Genomic DNA, 18,874 nt, shown 5'->3' on the forward strand with positions numbered 1-18,874 from the left:
GAGGGCATCAACAACACCATCAAGGTCATCAAGCGTCGGGCTTACGGGTACCGCGACGAGGAATATTTCTTCCTCAAGATCCGCGCCGCCTTCCCCGGTATCCCGCGATGAACCAAAAAAAAGCCCTGCCTAAGCAGGGCTTTTCGAAGTCAGAGTGCTTACTTCTTGGTGCCGACGACTTCGACTTGCACGCGACGGTTCGGTGCCAGGCAGGCGATCAGCGCCTTGCGGTTACGTTGGTGGCAATCGGTCTTGACCGGATCACGCTTGCCTTTGCCTTCCGTGTAGATGCGGTTGGCTTCGATGCCTTGGCTGACCAGGAATGCCTTGACAGCTTCGGCGCGACGCACGGACAGGCGATCGTTGTAACGGTCGGAACCGATGCGGTCGGTGTAGCCGGTGGCAACCACGACTTCGAGGTTCACGTCCTTGATCTGAGCGGCCAGGTTGGTCAGCTTTTCTTTGCCTTCGGGTTTCAGGACAGCCTTGTCGAAGTCGAACAGCGCGTCAGCCTGGAAGGTGACTTTTTGGCTGACCGGAGCCGGTGCCGGAGCAGGTGCCGGAGCCGGAGCCGGGGCTTGTGCAATGATCGAGCCGTCGCATTTCGCGTTGGCAGTCGCCGGAGTCCAGAAAGCATCGCGCCAGCACAGTTCGTCGGAACCGTTCTTCCACACCCACTGGCCGCTACCGTTGACCCAGTTGCTGTTGACGGCTTGCTTCGAAGCCGCGATCGGACCCGGTGCGGTCTGGACGTAGCTTTCAGCCATTGCGGATGCAGCCATCACTGCGGTAGCTGCAACAATCGCGAGCTTTGCGAATTTATTCATATTTCTCCTCTCGAAATGAGATTACCGCAGGTTTACTGCGAGCCTAGACGACGGAACAAGTCTTACATCGCTCGAAGTATAGCATCGCCGAACCGGCGCGAGCCGCTACGTACACTTCGAGTAATGTCTAACTTATGCACCGGCATTTTGCCATAGAGCTTTTCTCCGACGCTAAAAAAAACCCCGGTTGCCAAACCTTCTGCGCGGGATTGTGGTTTGAGAGCAACAGTTCGATGTTGGTATTTTCAATAGGGCGACTCCTAACTTTACGGATTTTATTTTCCGACCCGTGAGAGCTTCCCGATAAGGACTGTGGCGAACCCGGAGCCGATGGTCGCGCATGTTAGAATGTTTGGATAATATCGCGCGCAGCTTCCTATCGCGATAAACGCTTGATAGAAACCAATAATGGATCAGTTCGCCAAAGAAACGCTCCCGATATCGCTAGAAGAAGAGATGCGCCGCTCGTATCTTGATTACGCCATGAGCGTGATCGTGGGGCGAGCCCTGCCGGACGTTCGGGACGGCCTCAAACCGGTGCATCGGCGCGTTTTGTTTGCGATGCACGAACTGAACAACGACTGGAATCGGGCGTACAAGAAGTCCGCGCGTATCGTCGGGGACGTGATCGGTAAATACCATCCGCATGGCGATTCGGCGGTGTACGACACGATTGTTCGGATGGCGCAGGATTTCTCGCTGCGTTACATGTTGGTGGACGGTCAGGGCAATTTCGGTTCGGTCGACGGCGATAATGCGGCGGCAATGCGCTATACCGAAATCCGCATGGCGAAGATCGGCCACGAGTTGCTGGCCGATATCGACAAGGAAACCGTCGATTTCGGTCCGAATTACGACGGCAGCGAGAGGGAGCCTCTCATCCTGCCCGCCAGGATTCCCAACTTGCTGATCAACGGATCGTCCGGGATCGCCGTCGGGATGGCCACCAATATTCCACCGCATAATTTCAACGAAGTGGTTGATGCCTGTCTGCACGTGCTCAAACACCCGGAGGCGACGGTCGACGAGCTGATCGAGATCATTCCGGCGCCGGACTTTCCGACCGCCGGGGTCATCTACGGCATTGCCGGCGTTCGCGACGGTTACCGCACCGGCCGCGGTCGTGTGGTGATGCGCGCCACCACGCATTTCGAAGAAATCGACAGAGGGCAGCGCACGGCGATCATCGTCGACGAACTTCCTTATCAGGTGAACAAGCGCTCGTTACTCGAGCGCATTGCCGAGCTGGTCAATGAGAAGCGCCTGGAGGGCATCTCCGATATCCGCGACGAATCCGACAAGAGCGGCATGCGCGTCGTGATCGAGCTCAAGCGCGGCGAGGTGCCGGAGGTTGTCCTCAATAACCTGTATAAGAATACGCAGTTGCAGGACACCTTCGGCATGAACATGGTGGCGCTGGTCGATGGCCAGCCGAAGCTGCTGAATCTGCGTGAAATGCTGGTGCATTTCCTGTCGCATCGCCGCGAAGTCATCACGCGCCGCACCATTTTCGAGTTGCGCAAGGCGCGCGAGCGTGGTCACGTACTCGAAGGCTTGGCGGTCGCGCTGGCCAATATCGATGAATTCATCGCGATCATCAAGGCGGCGCCGACGCCGCCGGTTGCGAAACAGGAGTTGATGGCGCATGCCTGGGATTCCGCGGTGGTTCGCGAGATGCTCGGTCGCGCCCAGGCCGATACGCCGGGCGGGCTGGCCGCATTCCGGCCCGATGGCCTCGATCCGCTGGTCGGGATGCAGAGCGACGGGCTGTATCGCCTGTCGGATACGCAAGCGCAGGAAATTCTGCAAATGCGGCTGCAGCGCCTGACCGGGCTCGAGCAGGACAAGATCGTCGCGGAATACAAGGAAGTCATGGCGCAGATCGCCGATTTGCTCGATATTCTTGCGTCGCCGGAGCGCATCACTACGATCATTGCGCAGGAGCTGAGTGCAGCGCGATCCGAGTTCGGCGATGCGCGCCGCTCGCGGATCGAACTGAATGCGACCGAGCTTTTCACGGAAGATTTGATCACGCCGCAGGACATGGTCGTGACGCTGTCCCATGCCGGATACATCAAGTCTCAGCCGCTGTCCGAATACCGGGCGCAAAAGCGCGGAGGGCGCGGCAAGCAGGCAACGGCGACCAAGGAAGACGACTGGATCGACACGCTGTTCATCGCCAATACGCACGACACGATACTTTGCTTCTCCAATCGCGGGCGCGTCTACTGGCTGAAAGTGTACGAGGTGCCCCAGGGTTCGCGCAACTCGCGCGGCAAGCCAATCGTCAACATGTTCCCGTTGACGGATGGCGAGAAGATCAACGTGGTGCTGCCGGTCAAGGAGTTCTCGGATGATCGGTATGTCTTCATGGCGACCAGTCTGGGGACGGTCAAAAAGACGCCGCTGGAGGCATTTAGCCGCCCGATGAAGCGCGGCATCATCGCCGTCAATCTCGACGGTGGAGACATCCTGATCGGGGCCGCGATCACGGATGGAGCGCACGATGTCATGTTGTTCTCCGACGCCGGCAAGGCGGTGCGCTTCGACGAAAACGACGTACGCCCGATGGGGCGGGAGGCGCGCGGCGTGCGCGGCATGCAACTGGAAGACGGCCAGCAGGTCATTGCACTGCTGGTGGCGGAGAACGAGCAGCAGTCGGTGCTGACCGCCACCGAAAACGGTTACGGAAAGCGCACGTCGATTGTTGAATATACGCGCCACGGCCGCGGCACAAAGGGTATGATTGCTATCCAGACCAGCGAGCGAAACGGCAAGGTGGTAGCTGCTACACTGGTGGAGGCCGACGACGAGATCATGCTGATCACGACGGGCGGCGTGCTGATCCGGACCCGGGTGGCTGAAATCCGGGAAATGGGGCGCGCCACCCAAGGTGTGACGCTGATCAGTCTGGACGAGGGCACCAAACTGTCGGGGCTGCAGCCGATTGCTGAGACCGATGGTGAGGTGGATGAAGCCGACCTCAAATCGTGACGGTCGATTGTACTGGCAAGCGAAATCTCGAACGAGAACGCATCTCAACATGTCAGGCGATTTGCCTGCGAATTATGTAATGGAGTTACCAAAATAATGCGATTCATTAACGTCAAGAAGTGGATGTGGTTGTTGCTGGTTGTGCCTGCGATGGCGATGGCTCAGCAAAGCACCTCGATCGATGCCGGCAAGCGTGCCGCGATCAAGGACTTGCTCAATGCGATCGATGCCGACAAGTTGGTTCAGGCGATCGGCGAAGGCGCTCAGGAACAATCGAAGCAAATGGTGCCGGCGATTCTCGAGCAGGCGCTGGTGCAGAACAAATCGTTGACGGAAGCGCAAAAGCGGGCGGCCGTCCCTACCTTGCAGAAAGACTCGATTCCGAAATTGGTTGATCAGGCCGGCAAGGTATTCACGTCCGACAACTTCAAGAACGACGCGATCCAGGCGCAATACGAAGCCTATGCCAAGTACTATACGACCGACGAAATCAAGGACCTGACCAAGTTCTACAAGAGCCCCACCGGCCAGAAGTACATCAAGGTGCAGGATCAGGTCGGTCAGGATGTCGTTGGCGGCCTGATGCGCAAATACATGCCGCAAGCCATCCAGGCGACGCGCACCTTGGCCGAAAAGGACGTCGCTGCCGTCAAGCCGGCGAAGTGATTTTCTTTTCCGTTTGACCGATAATGGCCGTTCGCGGGTAACTGCTGGCGGCCATTGTTGTTTTGGCGGCGCCCAGTGCGCCCCATACCAGAGTTGAAACGCAAGAGGCGACGCAGACTTGTTGCTGCGCATCCTTTTGCGTTTCAACTTTTCCCTTGAACAGCAATGACACGCCCCTACAATTTTTCGGCTGGTCCTGCGGTGCTGCCCCCCGAAGTGCTCGCGCAGGCCGCCGCTGAAATGCTCGACTGGCATGGCTCGGGCATGAGCGTGATGGAAATGAGCCATCGCGGCAAGGAGTTCACATCGATCATCGAGCAGGCCGAGGCTGATCTGCGTGAGTTGCTGGCGGTGCCGCGCGACTACCGAATCCTGTTCATGCAAGGCGGGGCGCTGGCCGAGAACGCCATCGTGCCGATGAATCTGCTGGGCAACAGGCGCGAAGCCGATTACATCGTCACTGGCGCATGGTCGATCAAATCCCAAAAGGAAGCGGGCAAGTATTGTTCGGTGAACATTGCCGCCAGCAGCGAGGCGGACGGATTCAAGGCGATCCCGCCGCAGGAGACCTGGCGTTTGTCCAAGGATCCGGCTTATGTGCATATCTGCACCAACGAAACGATTCACGGCGTCGAATATTTCTGGGTTCCGGACTTGAGGTCGGCCGGGTTGCACGATGTCCCGCTGGTGGCCGACGTGTCGTCGCACATCCTGTCTCGACCGATGGACGTTTCGAAATTCGATGTCATGTATGGTGGCGCACAGAAGAACATCGGGCCGGCTGGTCTGACGCTGGTGATCGTGCGTGAAACGTTGTTGGGACGAGCATTGCCGGTTTGTCCGTCAGCCTTCGACTGGAAAACCGTCGCCGAAGCCCATTCCATGTATAACACGCCGCCGACCTATGCGATCTACATTGCCGGGTTGGTGTTCCAGTGGATCAAGCGGCAAGGCGGCCTGGCTGTCATGGAGCGGCGCAACAAGGCAAAGGCCGAGATGCTCTATCAATGTCTGGATGAGAGCGATTTCTATCGTACCCAAGTTGCCCCGGCCTGCAGGTCGCGCATGAACGTACCGTTTTTCCTGCCCGATGAGCAGATGAACGAGTTGTTCCTGAATGGCGCGCGCGAACGTGGTCTGCTGCAACTCAAGGGGCACAAGCTCGTGGGCGGCATGCGGGCGTCGATCTACAATGCGATGCCGCTCGAGGGCGTGCAGGCACTGGTCGATTATCTAAAGGAATTTGAGCGCAGCCACGGCTAACGGCACCAGCGCCCTATGCTCATGAGCTCTTTCCCGGGCGCAGGACCGATCACATTCGCTGAACAAAGACAGATTGATGGCAGACGAACTCTCCGCATTACTGGCGCCGCTGCGCGCGAAAATCGACGCGATCGACGAACAGTTGCTCCGATTGCTGAACCAGCGCGCGGCGGTCGCGCTCGAGGTCGGTGAAGTCAAGAAACGCCTGGGCGCTCCGGTTTTCCGGCCTGAGCGCGAGTTGCAAGTGATCGCCCGCTTGCAGGACGCGAATGGTGGACCGCTTGGCAATGACAGCCTGTCGGCGATCTGGCGCGAAATCATGTCGGCTAGCCGCGCGCTCGAAAAGCCGCTGGCGGTTGCTTACTTGGGGCCGTCCGGAACCTACAGCGAGCAGGCTGCATTCGGTTACTTTGGGCGCAGTGTTCAAGAGCAGCCCTGTGCTTCGATCGATGATGTATTCCGCGCCGTCGAAGCCGGAGCTGCCGATTTCGGCGTCGTGCCGGTAGAAAATTCCACCGAAGGCGCCGTTTCGCGCACGCTCGACTTGCTGCTCCAGTCGCCGCTGACGATCAGCGGTGAAGTGGCGCTGCCGATTCATCATAATCTTCTGACGCTCAGCGGCAAGTTGACAGGCGTGACTACCGTCTGTGCCCATCCTCAGGCGCTGGCGCAATGCCAGCACTGGCTGAGCGCCAATGCGCCGCAACTGGAGCGGCGCTCGGTATCCAGCAATGCTGAGGGGGCACGGCTGGCCAGCGTCGATGCGACGGTGGCGGCCATTGCGGGGGACGCGGCAGCGGTGCAATATGGTTTGCAGGTCGCACAAGCGCATATTCAGGATGATCCACACAACAGAACCCGCTTCGTTGTGATCGGCACGCTTGACACAGCGCCGAGCGGGCATGATCAAACTTCGCTGATTCTCTCCGTGGCCAACCGTGCGGGAGCCGTGTTTGGTTTGCTCGAGCCCCTGGCGCGGCACGGTGTTTCAATGACTCGCTTCGAATCCCGTCCGGCCAAGAGCGGTGCGTGGGAATATTATTTCTACGTCGATATCGAGGGTCATCGCGCCGACCCGAAAATTGCCGGCGCGCTGGCGGAGCTTGAGGAACGCGCCGCGTATTGTAAAGTGCTCGGCTCGTATCCTCAGGCTCGCTGAGCCGCTTGACGTCTCCTTTTCTCATGTCCATTCAAAAACTTGTCATCGCTGGCGTCGGCTTGATTGGAGGATCGCTTGCGCTGGCGCTCAGGCAGGCGGGCGTCGTCGGGCAAATCGTCGGTATCGGACGCAATCGCAGCAGCTTGCAGCATGCACTGAGGCTCGGCGTTATCGATGACATCGCCGAGTCGATCGAGTCGGCCCTGGCGGGCGCGGATATCGTCGTCCTGGCCGCTCCTGTGGCCCAGACGCCGGCCTTGTTGGGCGCCATGGCGCCGTACCTGCGCGGCGACACGATCGTGACCGACGCCGGCAGCACCAAGAGGGATGCGGTCGTTGCGGCGCACGCCGCGCTGGGTCCCGATGCCTGGCGTTTCGTGCCGGCGCACCCGATAGCCGGCGGGGAATTGAGCGGTGTCGATGCGGCTCAGGCTGACCTGTATCGCGGCAAGCGGGCGATAGTATGTCCGTTGCCGGAAAATCGTCTGACCGACGTCGCCCGTATCGAGCAGATGTGGCGCGCTGCCGGCGCGCTGGTCAAGCATATGACGCCCGAGCAGCACGATGCCGTGTTCGCGGCAGTCAGCCATCTGCCGCACATTCTCTCGTATGCGATGGTCGCGCAAATCCTGGACAGCTCATACGCAGATCTGAAACTGGACAACGCGGGCGCTGGATTCCGTGATTTCACACGAATCGCGGCATCGAATCCTGAAATGTGGCGTGATATTTGTTTGGCCAATGGGGCGGCCCTGCTGGGTGAAATCGACGGTTACATGGCAATGTTGCAAGATATTCGGCGCATGCTTGCGGCCGCAGACGGCGCCGCGCTCGAGCGCGTATTTTCGCGCGCCAGTCGGGCGCGACTCGACTGGGGAAAGCTGCAAGGAAAATGATGAACTTCCTCGATCTTGGTCCATTCTCGAGGGCTTCCGGCACGATCAAGTTGCCTGGCTCGAAAAGCATTTCCAATCGTGTGCTGCTTCTGGCTGCGTTGAGTCAGGGCGTGACCGTAGTGCACGACCTGCTGGCGTCGGACGACACTCATGTGATGCTCGAAGCGTTGCGCACACTGGGCGTTCAGTGGGAACAACCCGGTGACGGCAGCACGATAGTACATGGCGTTGGCGGCAATTTTCCGGTCAAGCAAGCGACCCTTTTCATGGGCAACGCGGGGACCGCAATTCGACCACTGACAGCCGCCTTGGCGCTCAATCGAGGCGATTATCATGTTTCCGGCGTGCCACGCATGCATGAGCGGCCGATCGGCGACCTGGTGGACGGCCTGCGGCAGATTGGCGCCCGCATCGACTACACGGGACAGCCCGGCTTTCCGCCGCTGCATATCCATCCGGCTGATGCGCAACTGAATCAGGCGCCGATTCGGGTGCGAGGTGATGTTTCCAGCCAGTTCCTGACCGCACTGTTGATGGCCGCCCCGCTACTGAGGGCGTCCGGCGACGGGGTCGAGATTCTTGTCGACGGTGAACTGATTTCCAAGCCGTACATCGATATCACGTTGCGATTGATGAGCCGCTTTGGTGTGCAAGTGCAGCGCGACGGGTGGCAGCGATTCATGGTGCCGGGTGCCGCGCAAGGCAACGGGTACCGAAGCCCCGGGGCGATTCATGTCGAGGGCGATGCGTCGTCAGCATCCTACTTTATCGCGGCAGGCGCCATCGGCGGCGGGCCGGTCACTGTCGAGGGGGTCGGGCGCGACAGTATTCAGGGGGATATCCGGTTTGTCGACGCCCTCGAACAGATGGGCGCCAATATTACGCTGGGTGAACATTCGATCGTTGCGCACGGCGTCTCGACCAAGCATGGCAAGTTGCGCGCGATAGACATGGATTTCAATCACATTCCCGATGCGACGATGACGATTGCCGTCGCGGCATTGTTTGCCGATGGCACCAGTTGCCTGCGTAATATCGGCAGTTGGCGGGTCAAGGAGACCGATCGTCTGGCCGCCATGGCGACCGAATTGCGCAAACTTGGCGCCGATGTCGAGGAAGGTGCCGACTTCCTGTGCATTACGCCGCCGTCAATATTTTGCGGCAATGCGGCCATCGATACCTACGATGATCACCGTATGGCGATGTGCTTTTCGCTCGCCAGTCTGGGGGGCGTGCCCGTGCGCATCAACGATCCGGGTTGCGTGGCAAAAACATTCCCCGATTATTTTGCTGAATTTGGCCGGATTGTCGATTAGAGCGATACCCTCCGGGAGGCTCCATTCGTCCGATTGCGAATGCCCCGACTATACTGAATCCGGTAACAGGGCAATGTCTCGCGAAGAGATTCGGAGGTTGACGGGCGGGGATCGTGCCGTAACGTGGGGGTGCGGGCCCGCTCTCTTTGCTCCCCACGGTGCCGGGTCTCGGTGTCTGAAAATATCATAACCAAGCGGGGATTTTGCTATCTCATGGATGCCTTTGAGCGCGACGATAACGCGATACCAGTGATTACCGTTGATGGGCCGACGGCCTCGGGGAAAGGAACCGTAGCGCATCGGGTTGCCGATGCGCTGGAGTTTCATTATCTGGACAGCGGCGCGCTATACCGCTTGACCGCGCTGGCCAGTGCTCGCCACGGTATCGCGCCGGACGACGCCGACGCCCTGTCGGTACTGGCCGAGACCCTGGATGTTCGCTTCAGCGGGCAGCGAATATGGCTCTCCGGTGAGGACGTCACAGACGCGATTCGTGCCGAGGCGATCGGTAACCGGGCATCGGCAATTGCCGTCCATGGCGCGGTCAGGCACGCTCTGCTGGCGCTTCAGCACGGCTTCAGGAAGGCGCCGGGACTGGTTGCCGATGGCCGCGACATGGGCACAGTCGTCTTCCCTGATGCGGTTTTGAAGGTGTTTCTGACCGCGAGCGTTCAGGCTCGCGCGCAGAGGCGATATAAGCAATTGATAGGAAAAGGTTTTTCTGCTAATATAGATAGTCTTTTACTGGATTTGCAGGAGCGCGACGCGCGGGATCGCACCCGTGCCGAAGCGCCGTTGCGACCGGCGGAAGGAGCGAGAGTCCTCGATACTTCTGGCATGACTGCCGATCAGGCGGTTGCGCAGGTGCTCGAATGGTTCTCGCAGGCGCAGTACCCGCAAGGTGCCTGAACCTGTGTTCAAGGTGTGTTTTTAACTTTTAACCCCCCGTTGTGGCGCGGCTCCACATGCGTGTCTCACGGTATTTTTCATTTTTATGTCCGACCTGCAAACCTCGACAAACGAATCTTTCGCGGCCCTGTTCGAAGAGTCGCTCTCCCGCCAAGACATGCGCGCTGGCGAAGTTATCAGCGCAGAAGTGGTGCGTGTCGACCACAATTTCGTGGTTGTCAACGCGGGACTCAAGTCCGAAGCTTATATTCCCATTGAAGAATTCCTGAACGATCAGGGCGAGGTCGAGGTTCAGGCCGGCGATTTCGTTTCCGTGGCAATCGACGCCCTGGAAAACGGCTATGGCGACACGGTCCTGTCGCGTGACAAGGCCAAGCGCCTGGCTTCGTGGCTGTCGCTCGAAAAAGCTCTGGAATCGGGCGAGCTCGTCACAGGCACGATCACCGGCAAGGTCAAGGGCGGCCTGACCGTCATGGTCAACGGCATTCGCGCTTTCCTGCCCGGTTCGCTGGTGGATACCCGTCCGGTCAAGGACACCACGCCGTACGAAGGCAAGACTCTCGAATTCAAGGTCATCAAGCTCGATCGCAAGCGCAATAACGTGGTGTTGTCGCGTCGTGCCGTCATCGAGGCGACCCAAGGTGAAGAGCGCGCCAAGCTGATGGAAACGCTCAAGGAAGGCGCGATCGTCAAGGGCGTGGTTAAAAACATCACCGACTATGGTGCGTTCGTTGATCTGGGTGGCATCGATGGCCTGTTGCATATCACCGATATCGCCTGGCGTCGCGTTCGTCATCCGAGCGAAGTGCTGTCCGTTGGTCAGGAAGTGACCGCCAAGATTCTGAAGTTCGATCAGGAAAAGGGTCGAGTTTCCCTGGGCGTGAAGCAGCTTGGCGAAGATCCGTGGGAAGGCATCGCACGCCGTTACCCGCAAGGCACCCGCCTGTTCGGCAAGGTCACGAACATCACCGACTACGGTTCGTTCGTTGAAGTCGAATCCGGTATCGAGGGTTTGGTGCACGTGTCCGAAATGGACTGGACCAACAAGAACGTGGCTCCGTCCAAAGTCGTTCAGTTGGGCGACGAAGTCGAAGTCATGGTCCTCGAGATCGATGAAGACCGCCGGCGTATCAGTCTCGGCATGAAGCAGTGCAAACCCAATCCTTGGGACGATTTCAGCCGCAACTTCAAGAAGGGCGACAAACTGACGGGCGCGATCAAATCGATTACCGATTTTGGCGTGTTCATCGGCTTGCCTGGCGGTATCGATGGGTTGGTGCATCTGTCGGATCTGTCCTGGAGCGAAACTGGCGAAGAAGCCGTGCGCAAGTACAAGAAGGGCGACGAGGTCGAAGCCGTCGTGCTGGGCATCGATGTCGAGAAAGAGCGCATTTCGCTCGGTATCAAGCAACTCGAAGGCGATCCGTTCAACAATTTCGTGGCGATGAACGACAAGGGTGCGCTGGTCAACGGTGTCATCAAGTCGGTTGACGCGAAGGGCGCGGTCGTCAGCTTGGGCGATGATGTCGAAGGGTATCTGCGTGCCTCCGAGATTACCCACGATCGAGTGGAAGATGCACGTAACGTCCTCAAAGAAGGCGATACGGTGAACGCGATGATCGTGAACATCGATCGCAAGTCGCGCAACATCAACCTGTCGATCAAAGCGAAGGATTCCGCCGAGCAACAGGAAGCCATCCAGAAACTGCAGTCGCAGTCAGACAGCTCGGCTGCCAGTGGCACCACCAATCTGGGGGCGCTACTCAAAGCCAAGCTCGATAGCCAGAATCAATAAGGTTCGAGCCTTATGACCAAATCCGAATTGGTCAACCAGCTCGCGGCGCGGTTTCCGCAACTGGTGCTCAAAGACGCCGATTTCGCCGTCAAGGCGATACTTGATGCGATGGCCGATGCCTTGGCATGCGGTCACCGCATCGAGATTCGCGGCTTCGGCAGCTTTGGGCTCAACCGGAGGCCGCCGCGGGTTGGGCGTAATCCCAAATCAGGGGAGAAGGTGCTGGTGCCGGAGAAGTTCGTGCCACACTTCAAGCCAGGCAAGGAATTGCGCGAGCGAGTCGACCACAAGGCCGAGCAAAACTAGCAATTCGTTTCCCAAGCAAAAAAAGCGTCTTCTGACGCTTTTTTTGTTTCTGCGCGGGACGTTTTCTTTCGCTCGCCTGTCGTGCGGCGATGCACGAGGGCTTTCCGGTACAATACGGCGACACTGCATGGCGCAGGCCCGAAGGCGGGTTGTCATGTATTTCAAACCTGCCGCAGGAGCATTTCGACATGAAATTAATTGTTTGGATCGTACGGCTGGTGATTTTCCTGGTGCTTTTGCTGCTCGCGCTGGCCAATACCGATGAGGTCCCGCTGCATCTGTTTCTTGGGCACACATGGACTGCGCCCCTGATTCTGATCGGCCTTGCGTTCTTCGTGGTGGGAATGCTGATGGGTGTGCTGGCGACGTTGCCGAGTCTCGTGCGTCAGCGCTTCGATCTGCGCCGCGCGCGCCGGGCGCTCGACCAGGCTCAACGAGACGCGGGCGGGGCACAACAGCAACCGCCCATCCTGCCGCCCGTCTGAATGCCCCAACGCCAGTTTGACGGCGTTTAACCCGACACTATCAAAAGAAATACCACAATGGAATTCGAGGTCTGGTGGTTGCTGGCGATCCCAGTGATCTTTGGGCTGGGTTGGGCCGCATCCCGGTTCGACGTCAAAAGCCTGCTTTCCGAGAGCAGCAACTTACCGCGATCTTATTTTCGTGGGCTCAATTTTCTGCTGAACGAGCAACCCGATAAGGCGATCGACGCTTTCATCGAGGTTGCCAAGCTCGATCCTGAGACAACGGAGCTGCATTTTGCGCTCGGCAGCCTGTTTCGCCGGCGGGGCGAAACTGAGCGCGCCATCCGGGTTCACCAGAACTTGCTGAGTCGCGACGATTTGCCGCTGAGCGAGCAGGAGCATGCGCTTTTCGATCTCGGGCAGGATTTCCTGAAAGCAGGCTTACTGGATCGCGCGGAAGAAGCCTTTCAGCGACTGCAAACTGGCAGCTTCGCAAAGCAGGCCCAGCACAGTGTGCTGGCAATCTACCAAATCGAAAAAGAGTGGCACAAGGCGCTCGAGTGCGCCGACCGCCTGGCAGCCGACGATGGTTCTTCCTACCAAAAGGAAATCTCCCAATTTCATTGCGAACTGGCGCAGGAAGCATTGCAGCGAAAAGACGCTGCAGCCGCCTCGGCCGAAATCGAGGCGGCATTGCGCGTCAACCCGGCGAATGTGCGGGCAATGCTGCTGCGCGGCGATATGCTGCTGCACAATGGCGATGCGGCGGGTGCGCTGGCAATCCTGAGTGAGGTGCCCCGACAGAATCCAACCTACGTGGGCTTTGCCGCGGGCCGCCTGATGCGCGCTTATGAGTCGCTGGGGCGGACGGCCGAGGGTATCGTTCATCTGCGCGACATGCTTTCGCGCCATCCTTCGGATGATCTCGCCGAAGTCGTGTTTGACAAAGTCATGGCGCAGGATGGACCCGACGCGGCCTATGCCGTAGTGCGTGACGAAATGAAACGTGCACCCAGCGTGCAGTCCGCCGTCAAACTGCTGACAGCGCATCATGAACACGCCAGTGAATCGCAACAGGCCGATTTGGCGATGGTGCGAGAGTGGCTACTGCAGCGTACCAGGAATTTGCCACGCTACGTCTGCGAACAGTGCGGCTTTCGGGCCCGCTTTTTTTACTGGCAATGCCCAGGGTGCGGTGGCTGGGAAACCTACGTGCCCCGCCGCGCCGACATGCCAGCTTCATCCTGATCCTATTTGTATCGAGCAGCTATGAAAGTTACTATCATCGGCACCGGTTATGTTGGACTTGTCACGGGAGCCTGTCTGGCCGAGCTTGGCAACGACGTTTTTTGCCTGGACATCGACCAACGCAAGATCGACATTCTGAATGGTGGCGGCGTGCCGATCCATGAACCTGGCTTGCAGGAGATCATCGACCGTAACCGTGCCAGCGGGCGTATGGTGTTCTCGACCGACATCGCCGCCAGTGTGGCGCATGGGCAGATTCAGTTCATTGCTGTGGGCACGCCACCGGACGAAGACGGCTCGGCAGATTTGCAGTATGTGCTGGCAGCGGCTCGGAACATCGGACGTTACATGACGGAGTACAAGGTTGTTGTCGATAAATCGACGGTCCCGGTCGGAACGGCGGACAGGGTGACCGAAGTGATTGCCCGGGAACTGGCGGCGCGCGGCGCCGATACCGAATTCGCTGTGGTGTCGAATCCGGAGTTCCTCAAGGAAGGCGCCGCGGTAGAAGATTTCATGCGCCCCGATCGCATTGTGCTGGGCTGCCGTGACGACGTTGCCGGGCAGAAAGCCAAGGCGCTGATGAAAGCGCTATATGCGCCGTTCAATCGCAACCATGAACGGACTTTTTTTATGGATGTGCACTCTGCGGAGTTCACCAAATATGCCGCTAACGCGATGCTGGCGACGCGCATTTCCTTCATGAACGAACTCGCCAACCTGGCCGATCGCGTCGGTGCCGATATCGAGCACGTGCGTTTGGGCATTGGTTCGGATCCGCGTATCGGCTATGACTTCCTCTACGCCGGATGTGGCTACGGCGGGTCGTGTTTCCCCAAGGACGTCCAGGCGTTGATGCGAACCGCGAACGAGAACGGTCTGCCGCTGCAGATTTTGGCGTCGGTCGAGGCAGTCAACGAACGGCAAAAGGAAGTGTTGATCGCCAAGATCCTGGCGCGCTTGGGTGAACGCCTGGACGGCAAGACATTTGCTATCTGGGGGTTGGCGTTCAAGCCCAATACCGATGACATGCGCGAAGCGCCGAGCCGGCGCATCATTGCCGCACTGCTGGCGCGTGGCGCTTCCGTGCGGATTTATGACCCCGTCGCCATGGATGAGGCCCGCCGAGTGCTGGCGCTCGATTTCGCGGGACAAGAGGAGTTACTGGCTCACATCACCTTTGCCAAATCACAGAATGATGCACTCGAAGACGCCGACGCGCTGGTCATCGTCACGGAATGGAAGGCTTTCCGTAGTCCCGACTTCGAGCGCGTCAAGGCAGCCATGAGGGCGCCGCTGGTATTCGACGGTCGTAATCTTTACGCTCCGGACGCGATGAGCGAACTGGGCATCGAATATTACGCCATTGGGCGCTCTGCCGCGCCGCAACGTTCATGAGCACGACGATGACTGATTCAGACACCATTACGCGCGCGCGACTCGCTGCGGCACACGTGTTGGTCGTCGGCGATGTGATGCTGGACCGGTACTGGTTTGGCGATGTCAACCGTATATCACCCGAAGCGCCGGTACCCGTCGTGCATGTAAAACGCAACGAAGAGCGCCTGGGCGGCGCCGCCAACGTCGCCCTCAACGCCGCCGCACTCGGGGCAAAAGCCGATCTGCTCTGCGTGATTGGGCAGGACGAACCCGGTGACCGCATCGCGGACATGTTGGCGGCGAGTGCCGTGGCATCGCACATCCACCGCGATGCGGAATTATCGACAACGATCAAGCTGAGAATCGTGTCGCGCCAACAACAATTACTGCGGATCGATTTCGAAAATCAGCCGGCTCACGAAATTCTGCTCGGCGTTCTAGATCGATATCGCAAGCTGCTGCCAGCGCACAACGTCGTTTTATTGTCTGACTATGCCAAGGGCGGTCTGACCCATGTTCAGCCCATGATCGAGGCGGCCAGGGCCGCTGGTGTGCCGGTTCTGGTCGACCCCAAGGGCAGCGAATACGCGAGATACCGGGGCGCCACCGTACTTACCCCCAATCGTTCGGAATTGCAGCAAGTCGTTGGGCAGTGGCACTCGGAGGGGGATTTGGTGGCGCGCGCGCAAAAGCTTCGCAGCGATCTGGCGCTCGACGCGCTACTGCTGACTCGTTCCGAGGAAGGCATGACGCTGTTCACTGCAGATGATGTGCTGAACGTGCCTGCTCAAGCACGCGAAGTGTACGATGTCTCCGGCGCGGGCGACACCGTGATCGCGACGCTGGCCTCGCTGGTCGGGGCGGGCGTGCCTCTGGCTGATGCGGTGCGGCACGCGAACCGGGCGGGCAGTATCGTCGTCGGCAAGCTCGGCACGGCGACCGTCGATTACACAGAACTTTTCCCGGGCAACTGACATGACTATTATCGTCACCGGCGCCGCAGGCTTTATCGGCGCCAACCTTGTCAAGGCACTCAATGAGCGCGGCGAGACCGACATCGTGGCGGTCGATAATCTGACTCGTGCCGACAAGTTTCGCAATTTGGTTGATTGCGAGATCAGCGATTACCTCGATAAAACCGATTTCATCGAGCGCATGGCGCGGCGCGAGTTCGGTAAAGTACGCGCGGTATTCCACGAGGGTGCATGTTCCGACACGATGGAAACCGACGGCCGCTACATGATGGAAAACAATTTCCGCTACACGCGCGCGCTGCTCGACAGTTGCCTGACGCAAGCAGTGCCATTGCTGTACGCGTCTTCGGCTGCGGTCTATGGCGGCTCTGACACTTTCGTCGAGTCGCGTGAACATGAGCGGCCGCTCAACGTCTATGGGTATTCGAAGTTTCTTTTCGATCAGGTTATACGGCGGCTGACTCGGAATGCCGGCGGAAAACTGCCGAGCCAGGTCGTGGGGTTTCGCTATTTCAATGTTTATGGTCCGCGCGAGGCGCACAAAGAGCGCATGGCGTCGGTTGCCTTTCACAATTTCAACCAGTTCCGCAGCGAAGGCAAGGTCAAGCTGTTCGGCGAATATGGCGGGTATGCCGCCGGTCAGCAAAGCCGTGATTTCGTATCGGTCGAGGATGTCGTAAAGGTCAATCTGCATTTCTTCGACCACCCGGAACAAAGCGGTATTTACAACCTGGGATCTGGCCGTGCCCAGCCGTTCAATGACGTTGCAATGGCGGTAGTCAATACGCTTCGCGGTGTGCAGGGCATGCCGGCAATGCCGCTGGACGCGTTGGTGCGTGACGGATTGATTGAATATATCCCGTTCCCGGACGCATTGCGCGGCAAGTATCAATGCTTCACGCAAGCCGATATCGCTCAATTGAGGGCGGCGGGCTATGACGCCCCGTTCCTGAGTGTCGCTCAAGGCGTTGAGCGGTATTGCCATTGGCTACTTTCAAAATAGTTCTGTAACAGCCTTCGAGAGCTGGAAGCGTTTGCGCCACGCGCTCGTTGCTGTCGGTTCTCCACCGATGGCGAGGGTGCGGGGTGTTGACACAGGGAGGGCAACGGCATCGTCGTATGCCCATTTTAAAAGTGGTCAATCTCGATAAGGACCGCATTATGTTGAAGAAAGTACTGCTGGCAGTTGTCGCTTTTTTTGTTTTCTCTGGTATGGCTGCGGCCGCCGTTGACGTCAATACGGCCAGCCAGGCTCAATTGGAAACGCTCAAGGGTATTGGCGCCGCCAAATCAAAGGCGATCGTGGAAGAACGCGCCAAGAATGGCCCGTTCAAAAGCGCCGAGGACCTCGCCAGGCGAGTCAAGGGCCTTGGGAGCAAATCCGTTGCCAAACTCGAGGCGGAGGGATTGACGTTCGGTGGCAAGACGGCCGCTCCAGTGACATCAAGCAAGCATCGTGACGCGAAAGGCAGTGCCCATACGGCCGACAAGCCAGTCAAGAAAAGCGCCACGAATCAGGGCGCAGCGAGCTCGCCTGCCGGCCATTCCGCGCAAAAGTAGCGATCCGTCGTTTCTTCAATGAACCGCCCCTGGCCTCCGCCTTCGGCGGTTTTTTCTTTTCCCCATGACCGGTTGGGCGACTGTCCGAGCCGATCCGAAGCGTCGCGCTCTGCCCTGGTTTAGAATGCAAGCACTCTCTATGCTCGCGAGCTTTTTGCAATGACTTACAAAACCATTGAAGACACGATCGGCAATACCCCCCTGGTGCAACTGGTGCGCTTGCCGGACGAAGAGGCGCGTCGTCGCAACAACGTGGTTCTGGGCAAGCTTGAAGGCAATAATCCGGCGGGGTCGGTCAAAGACCGCCCGGCGTTGTCGATGATCAAGCATGCACAAGCCCGCGGCCGGATCAAGCCGGGTGATACGCTGATCGAGGCGACCAGCGGCAATACCGGTATCGCGCTGGCGATGGCGGCTGCCATACGCGGGTACAAAATGATCCTCGTCATGCCGGAAGACTTGTCAATCGAGCGCCGCCAGAGCATGGCAGCCTATGGTGCGCAAATCATTTTGACGCCGGTCAAGGGCGGCATGGAGTACGCCCGCGACCTGGCGAATCAAATGGAAAAAGACGGCAAAGGGGTGATTCTCGATCAGTTCGCCAACCCGGACAATCCGCTGGCCCACTACGAAACGACGGGCCCGGAAATCTGGCGCGACACGGGCGGGAGGATCACGCACTTCATCTCGGCCATGGGCACGACCGGCACGATCATGGGCGTATCGCAGTATCTGAAAGAACAAAACGCAGCAATTCAAATCGTTGGCGCCGAACCTGCGGAGGGATCGCGGATTCCCGGCATTCGCAAATGGCCGGAAGCCTACTTGCCGAAAATTTTCGACAAGAACCGGGTCGATCGTACCGAGTCCGTCACCCAAGCCGAAGCAGAGGTCATGGCACGACGCCTCGCGGCTGAGGAAGGTATTTTCTGCGGCATTTCGGCAGCTGGAGCATGCGCGATTTCGTTGCGCATCGCACGGGAAGTCGAGAACGCTACGATCGTTTTCGTGGTCTGCGATCGCGGCGATCGCTATCTGTCGACCGGCGTATTCCCGGCCTGAGCCCCGTATCGGTCGCATACCACTGCTGGGCGGTGGATTTCCGCGGGCACCC

Annotated in this window: 19 protein-coding genes; 17 read left to right on the top strand and 2 right to left on the bottom strand. The window is 58.9% G+C overall.

The window, feature by feature from the left end; all coding sequences use genetic code 11:
* Nucleotides 1-111: transposase (locus tag EPN80_RS00880; RefSeq protein ID WP_197347236.1), on the top strand; the 111-nt coding region annotated here is incomplete at its 5' end.
* Between the two features lie 47 nt (nt 112-158).
* On the opposite strand, the gene ompA is transcribed toward EPN80_RS00880, so the two are convergent.
* Nucleotides 159-827 (bottom strand): outer membrane protein OmpA, encoded by a 669-nt coding sequence (ompA, locus tag EPN80_RS00885; RefSeq protein WP_293022435.1) that lies wholly within the window; start codon nt 825-827, stop codon nt 159-161.
* A 408-nt stretch (nt 828-1,235) separates the two neighbouring features.
* Between ompA and gyrA the strand changes: the two genes are divergently transcribed.
* Together gyrA and EPN80_RS00895 are read left to right on the top strand one after the other, a co-directional pair.
* Nucleotides 1,236-3,821 (top strand): DNA gyrase subunit A, encoded by a 2,586-nt coding sequence (gyrA, locus tag EPN80_RS00890; protein ID WP_293022438.1) that lies wholly within the window; start codon nt 1,236-1,238, stop codon nt 3,819-3,821.
* Between the two features lie 96 nt (nt 3,822-3,917).
* Nucleotides 3,918-4,487, top strand: a complete 570-nt coding sequence (locus EPN80_RS00895; RefSeq protein ID WP_293022440.1) for a DUF2059 domain-containing protein — start codon at nt 3,918-3,920, stop codon at nt 4,485-4,487.
* Here EPN80_RS00895 and EPN80_RS00900 read toward each other — a convergent pair.
* On the bottom strand, nt 4,471-4,659 hold the full coding sequence (locus EPN80_RS00900; RefSeq protein ID WP_293022442.1) for a hypothetical protein: 189 nt from the start codon (nt 4,657-4,659) through the stop codon (nt 4,471-4,473). The genes EPN80_RS00895 and EPN80_RS00900 overlap by 17 nt on opposite strands.
* Between EPN80_RS00900 and serC the strand changes: the two genes are divergently transcribed.
* From serC to cysM, 14 genes are all read left to right on the top strand, one after another.
* On the top strand, nt 4,653-5,750 hold the full coding sequence (serC, locus tag EPN80_RS00905; protein ID WP_293022445.1) for a 3-phosphoserine/phosphohydroxythreonine transaminase: 1,098 nt from the start codon (nt 4,653-4,655) through the stop codon (nt 5,748-5,750). The two genes, EPN80_RS00900 and serC, sit on opposite strands and share 7 nt — an antisense overlap.
* A 76-nt stretch (nt 5,751-5,826) precedes the next feature.
* Nucleotides 5,827-6,909, top strand: a complete 1,083-nt coding sequence (gene pheA / locus EPN80_RS00910; RefSeq protein ID WP_293022447.1) for a prephenate dehydratase — start codon at nt 5,827-5,829, stop codon at nt 6,907-6,909.
* Between the two features lie 23 nt (nt 6,910-6,932).
* Nucleotides 6,933-7,805 (top strand): prephenate dehydrogenase/arogenate dehydrogenase family protein, encoded by an 873-nt coding sequence (locus EPN80_RS00915; protein ID WP_293022450.1) that lies wholly within the window; start codon nt 6,933-6,935, stop codon nt 7,803-7,805.
* Nucleotides 7,805-9,121 (top strand): 3-phosphoshikimate 1-carboxyvinyltransferase, encoded by a 1,317-nt coding sequence (gene aroA / locus EPN80_RS00920; RefSeq protein WP_293022799.1) that lies wholly within the window; start codon nt 7,805-7,807, stop codon nt 9,119-9,121. The genes EPN80_RS00915 and aroA overlap by 1 nt, the downstream gene beginning before the upstream one ends.
* A 213-nt stretch (nt 9,122-9,334) precedes the next feature.
* Nucleotides 9,335-10,030 (top strand): (d)CMP kinase, encoded by a 696-nt coding sequence (gene cmk / locus EPN80_RS00925; RefSeq protein ID WP_293022801.1) that lies wholly within the window; start codon nt 9,335-9,337, stop codon nt 10,028-10,030.
* 85 nt (nt 10,031-10,115) lie between these two features.
* Nucleotides 10,116-11,825: a 30S ribosomal protein S1 gene (gene rpsA / locus EPN80_RS00930; protein WP_293022453.1), complete on the top strand. Its 1,710-nt coding sequence runs from the start codon at nt 10,116-10,118 to the stop codon at nt 11,823-11,825.
* Between the two features lie 12 nt (nt 11,826-11,837).
* Nucleotides 11,838-12,131, top strand: coding sequence for an integration host factor subunit beta (locus tag EPN80_RS00935; RefSeq protein ID WP_047214542.1), 294 nt, complete (start codon nt 11,838-11,840; stop codon nt 12,129-12,131).
* 188 nt (nt 12,132-12,319) lie between these two features.
* Complete coding sequence (locus EPN80_RS00940) at nt 12,320-12,616, top strand: lipopolysaccharide assembly LapA domain-containing protein (protein WP_293022467.1); 297 nt, start codon at nt 12,320-12,322, stop codon at nt 12,614-12,616.
* 57 nt (nt 12,617-12,673) lie between these two features.
* Complete coding sequence (gene lapB, locus EPN80_RS00945) at nt 12,674-13,846, top strand: lipopolysaccharide assembly protein LapB (protein WP_293022470.1); 1,173 nt, start codon at nt 12,674-12,676, stop codon at nt 13,844-13,846.
* Between the two features lie 21 nt (nt 13,847-13,867).
* Complete coding sequence (locus EPN80_RS00950; RefSeq protein WP_293022472.1) at nt 13,868-15,244, top strand: UDP-glucose/GDP-mannose dehydrogenase family protein; 1,377 nt, start codon at nt 13,868-13,870, stop codon at nt 15,242-15,244.
* Complete coding sequence (gene rfaE1, locus EPN80_RS00955) at nt 15,241-16,200, top strand: D-glycero-beta-D-manno-heptose-7-phosphate kinase (RefSeq protein WP_293022474.1); 960 nt, start codon at nt 15,241-15,243, stop codon at nt 16,198-16,200. Before EPN80_RS00950 ends, rfaE1 begins: the two co-directional genes overlap by 4 nt.
* Before the next feature lies 1 nt (nt 16,201).
* On the top strand, nt 16,202-17,203 hold the full coding sequence (rfaD, locus tag EPN80_RS00960; RefSeq protein WP_293022476.1) for an ADP-glyceromanno-heptose 6-epimerase: 1,002 nt from the start codon (nt 16,202-16,204) through the stop codon (nt 17,201-17,203).
* 116 nt (nt 17,204-17,319) lie between these two features.
* Complete coding sequence (locus EPN80_RS21075) at nt 17,320-17,760, top strand: DUF655 domain-containing protein (RefSeq protein WP_366929049.1); 441 nt, start codon at nt 17,320-17,322, stop codon at nt 17,758-17,760.
* Nucleotides 17,761-17,919: 159 nt separating this feature from the next.
* Nucleotides 17,920-18,822 carry a cysteine synthase CysM gene (gene cysM / locus EPN80_RS00970; protein ID WP_293022478.1) on the top strand — a complete coding sequence of 301 codons (903 nt, stop codon included), beginning with the start codon at nt 17,920-17,922 and terminating at the stop codon, nt 18,820-18,822.
* Nucleotides 18,823-18,874: the final 52 nt, after the last annotated feature.

The organism is Pandoraea sp., assembly GCF_004297875.1.
Classification (GTDB): Bacteria; Pseudomonadota; Gammaproteobacteria; order Burkholderiales; family Burkholderiaceae; genus Pandoraea.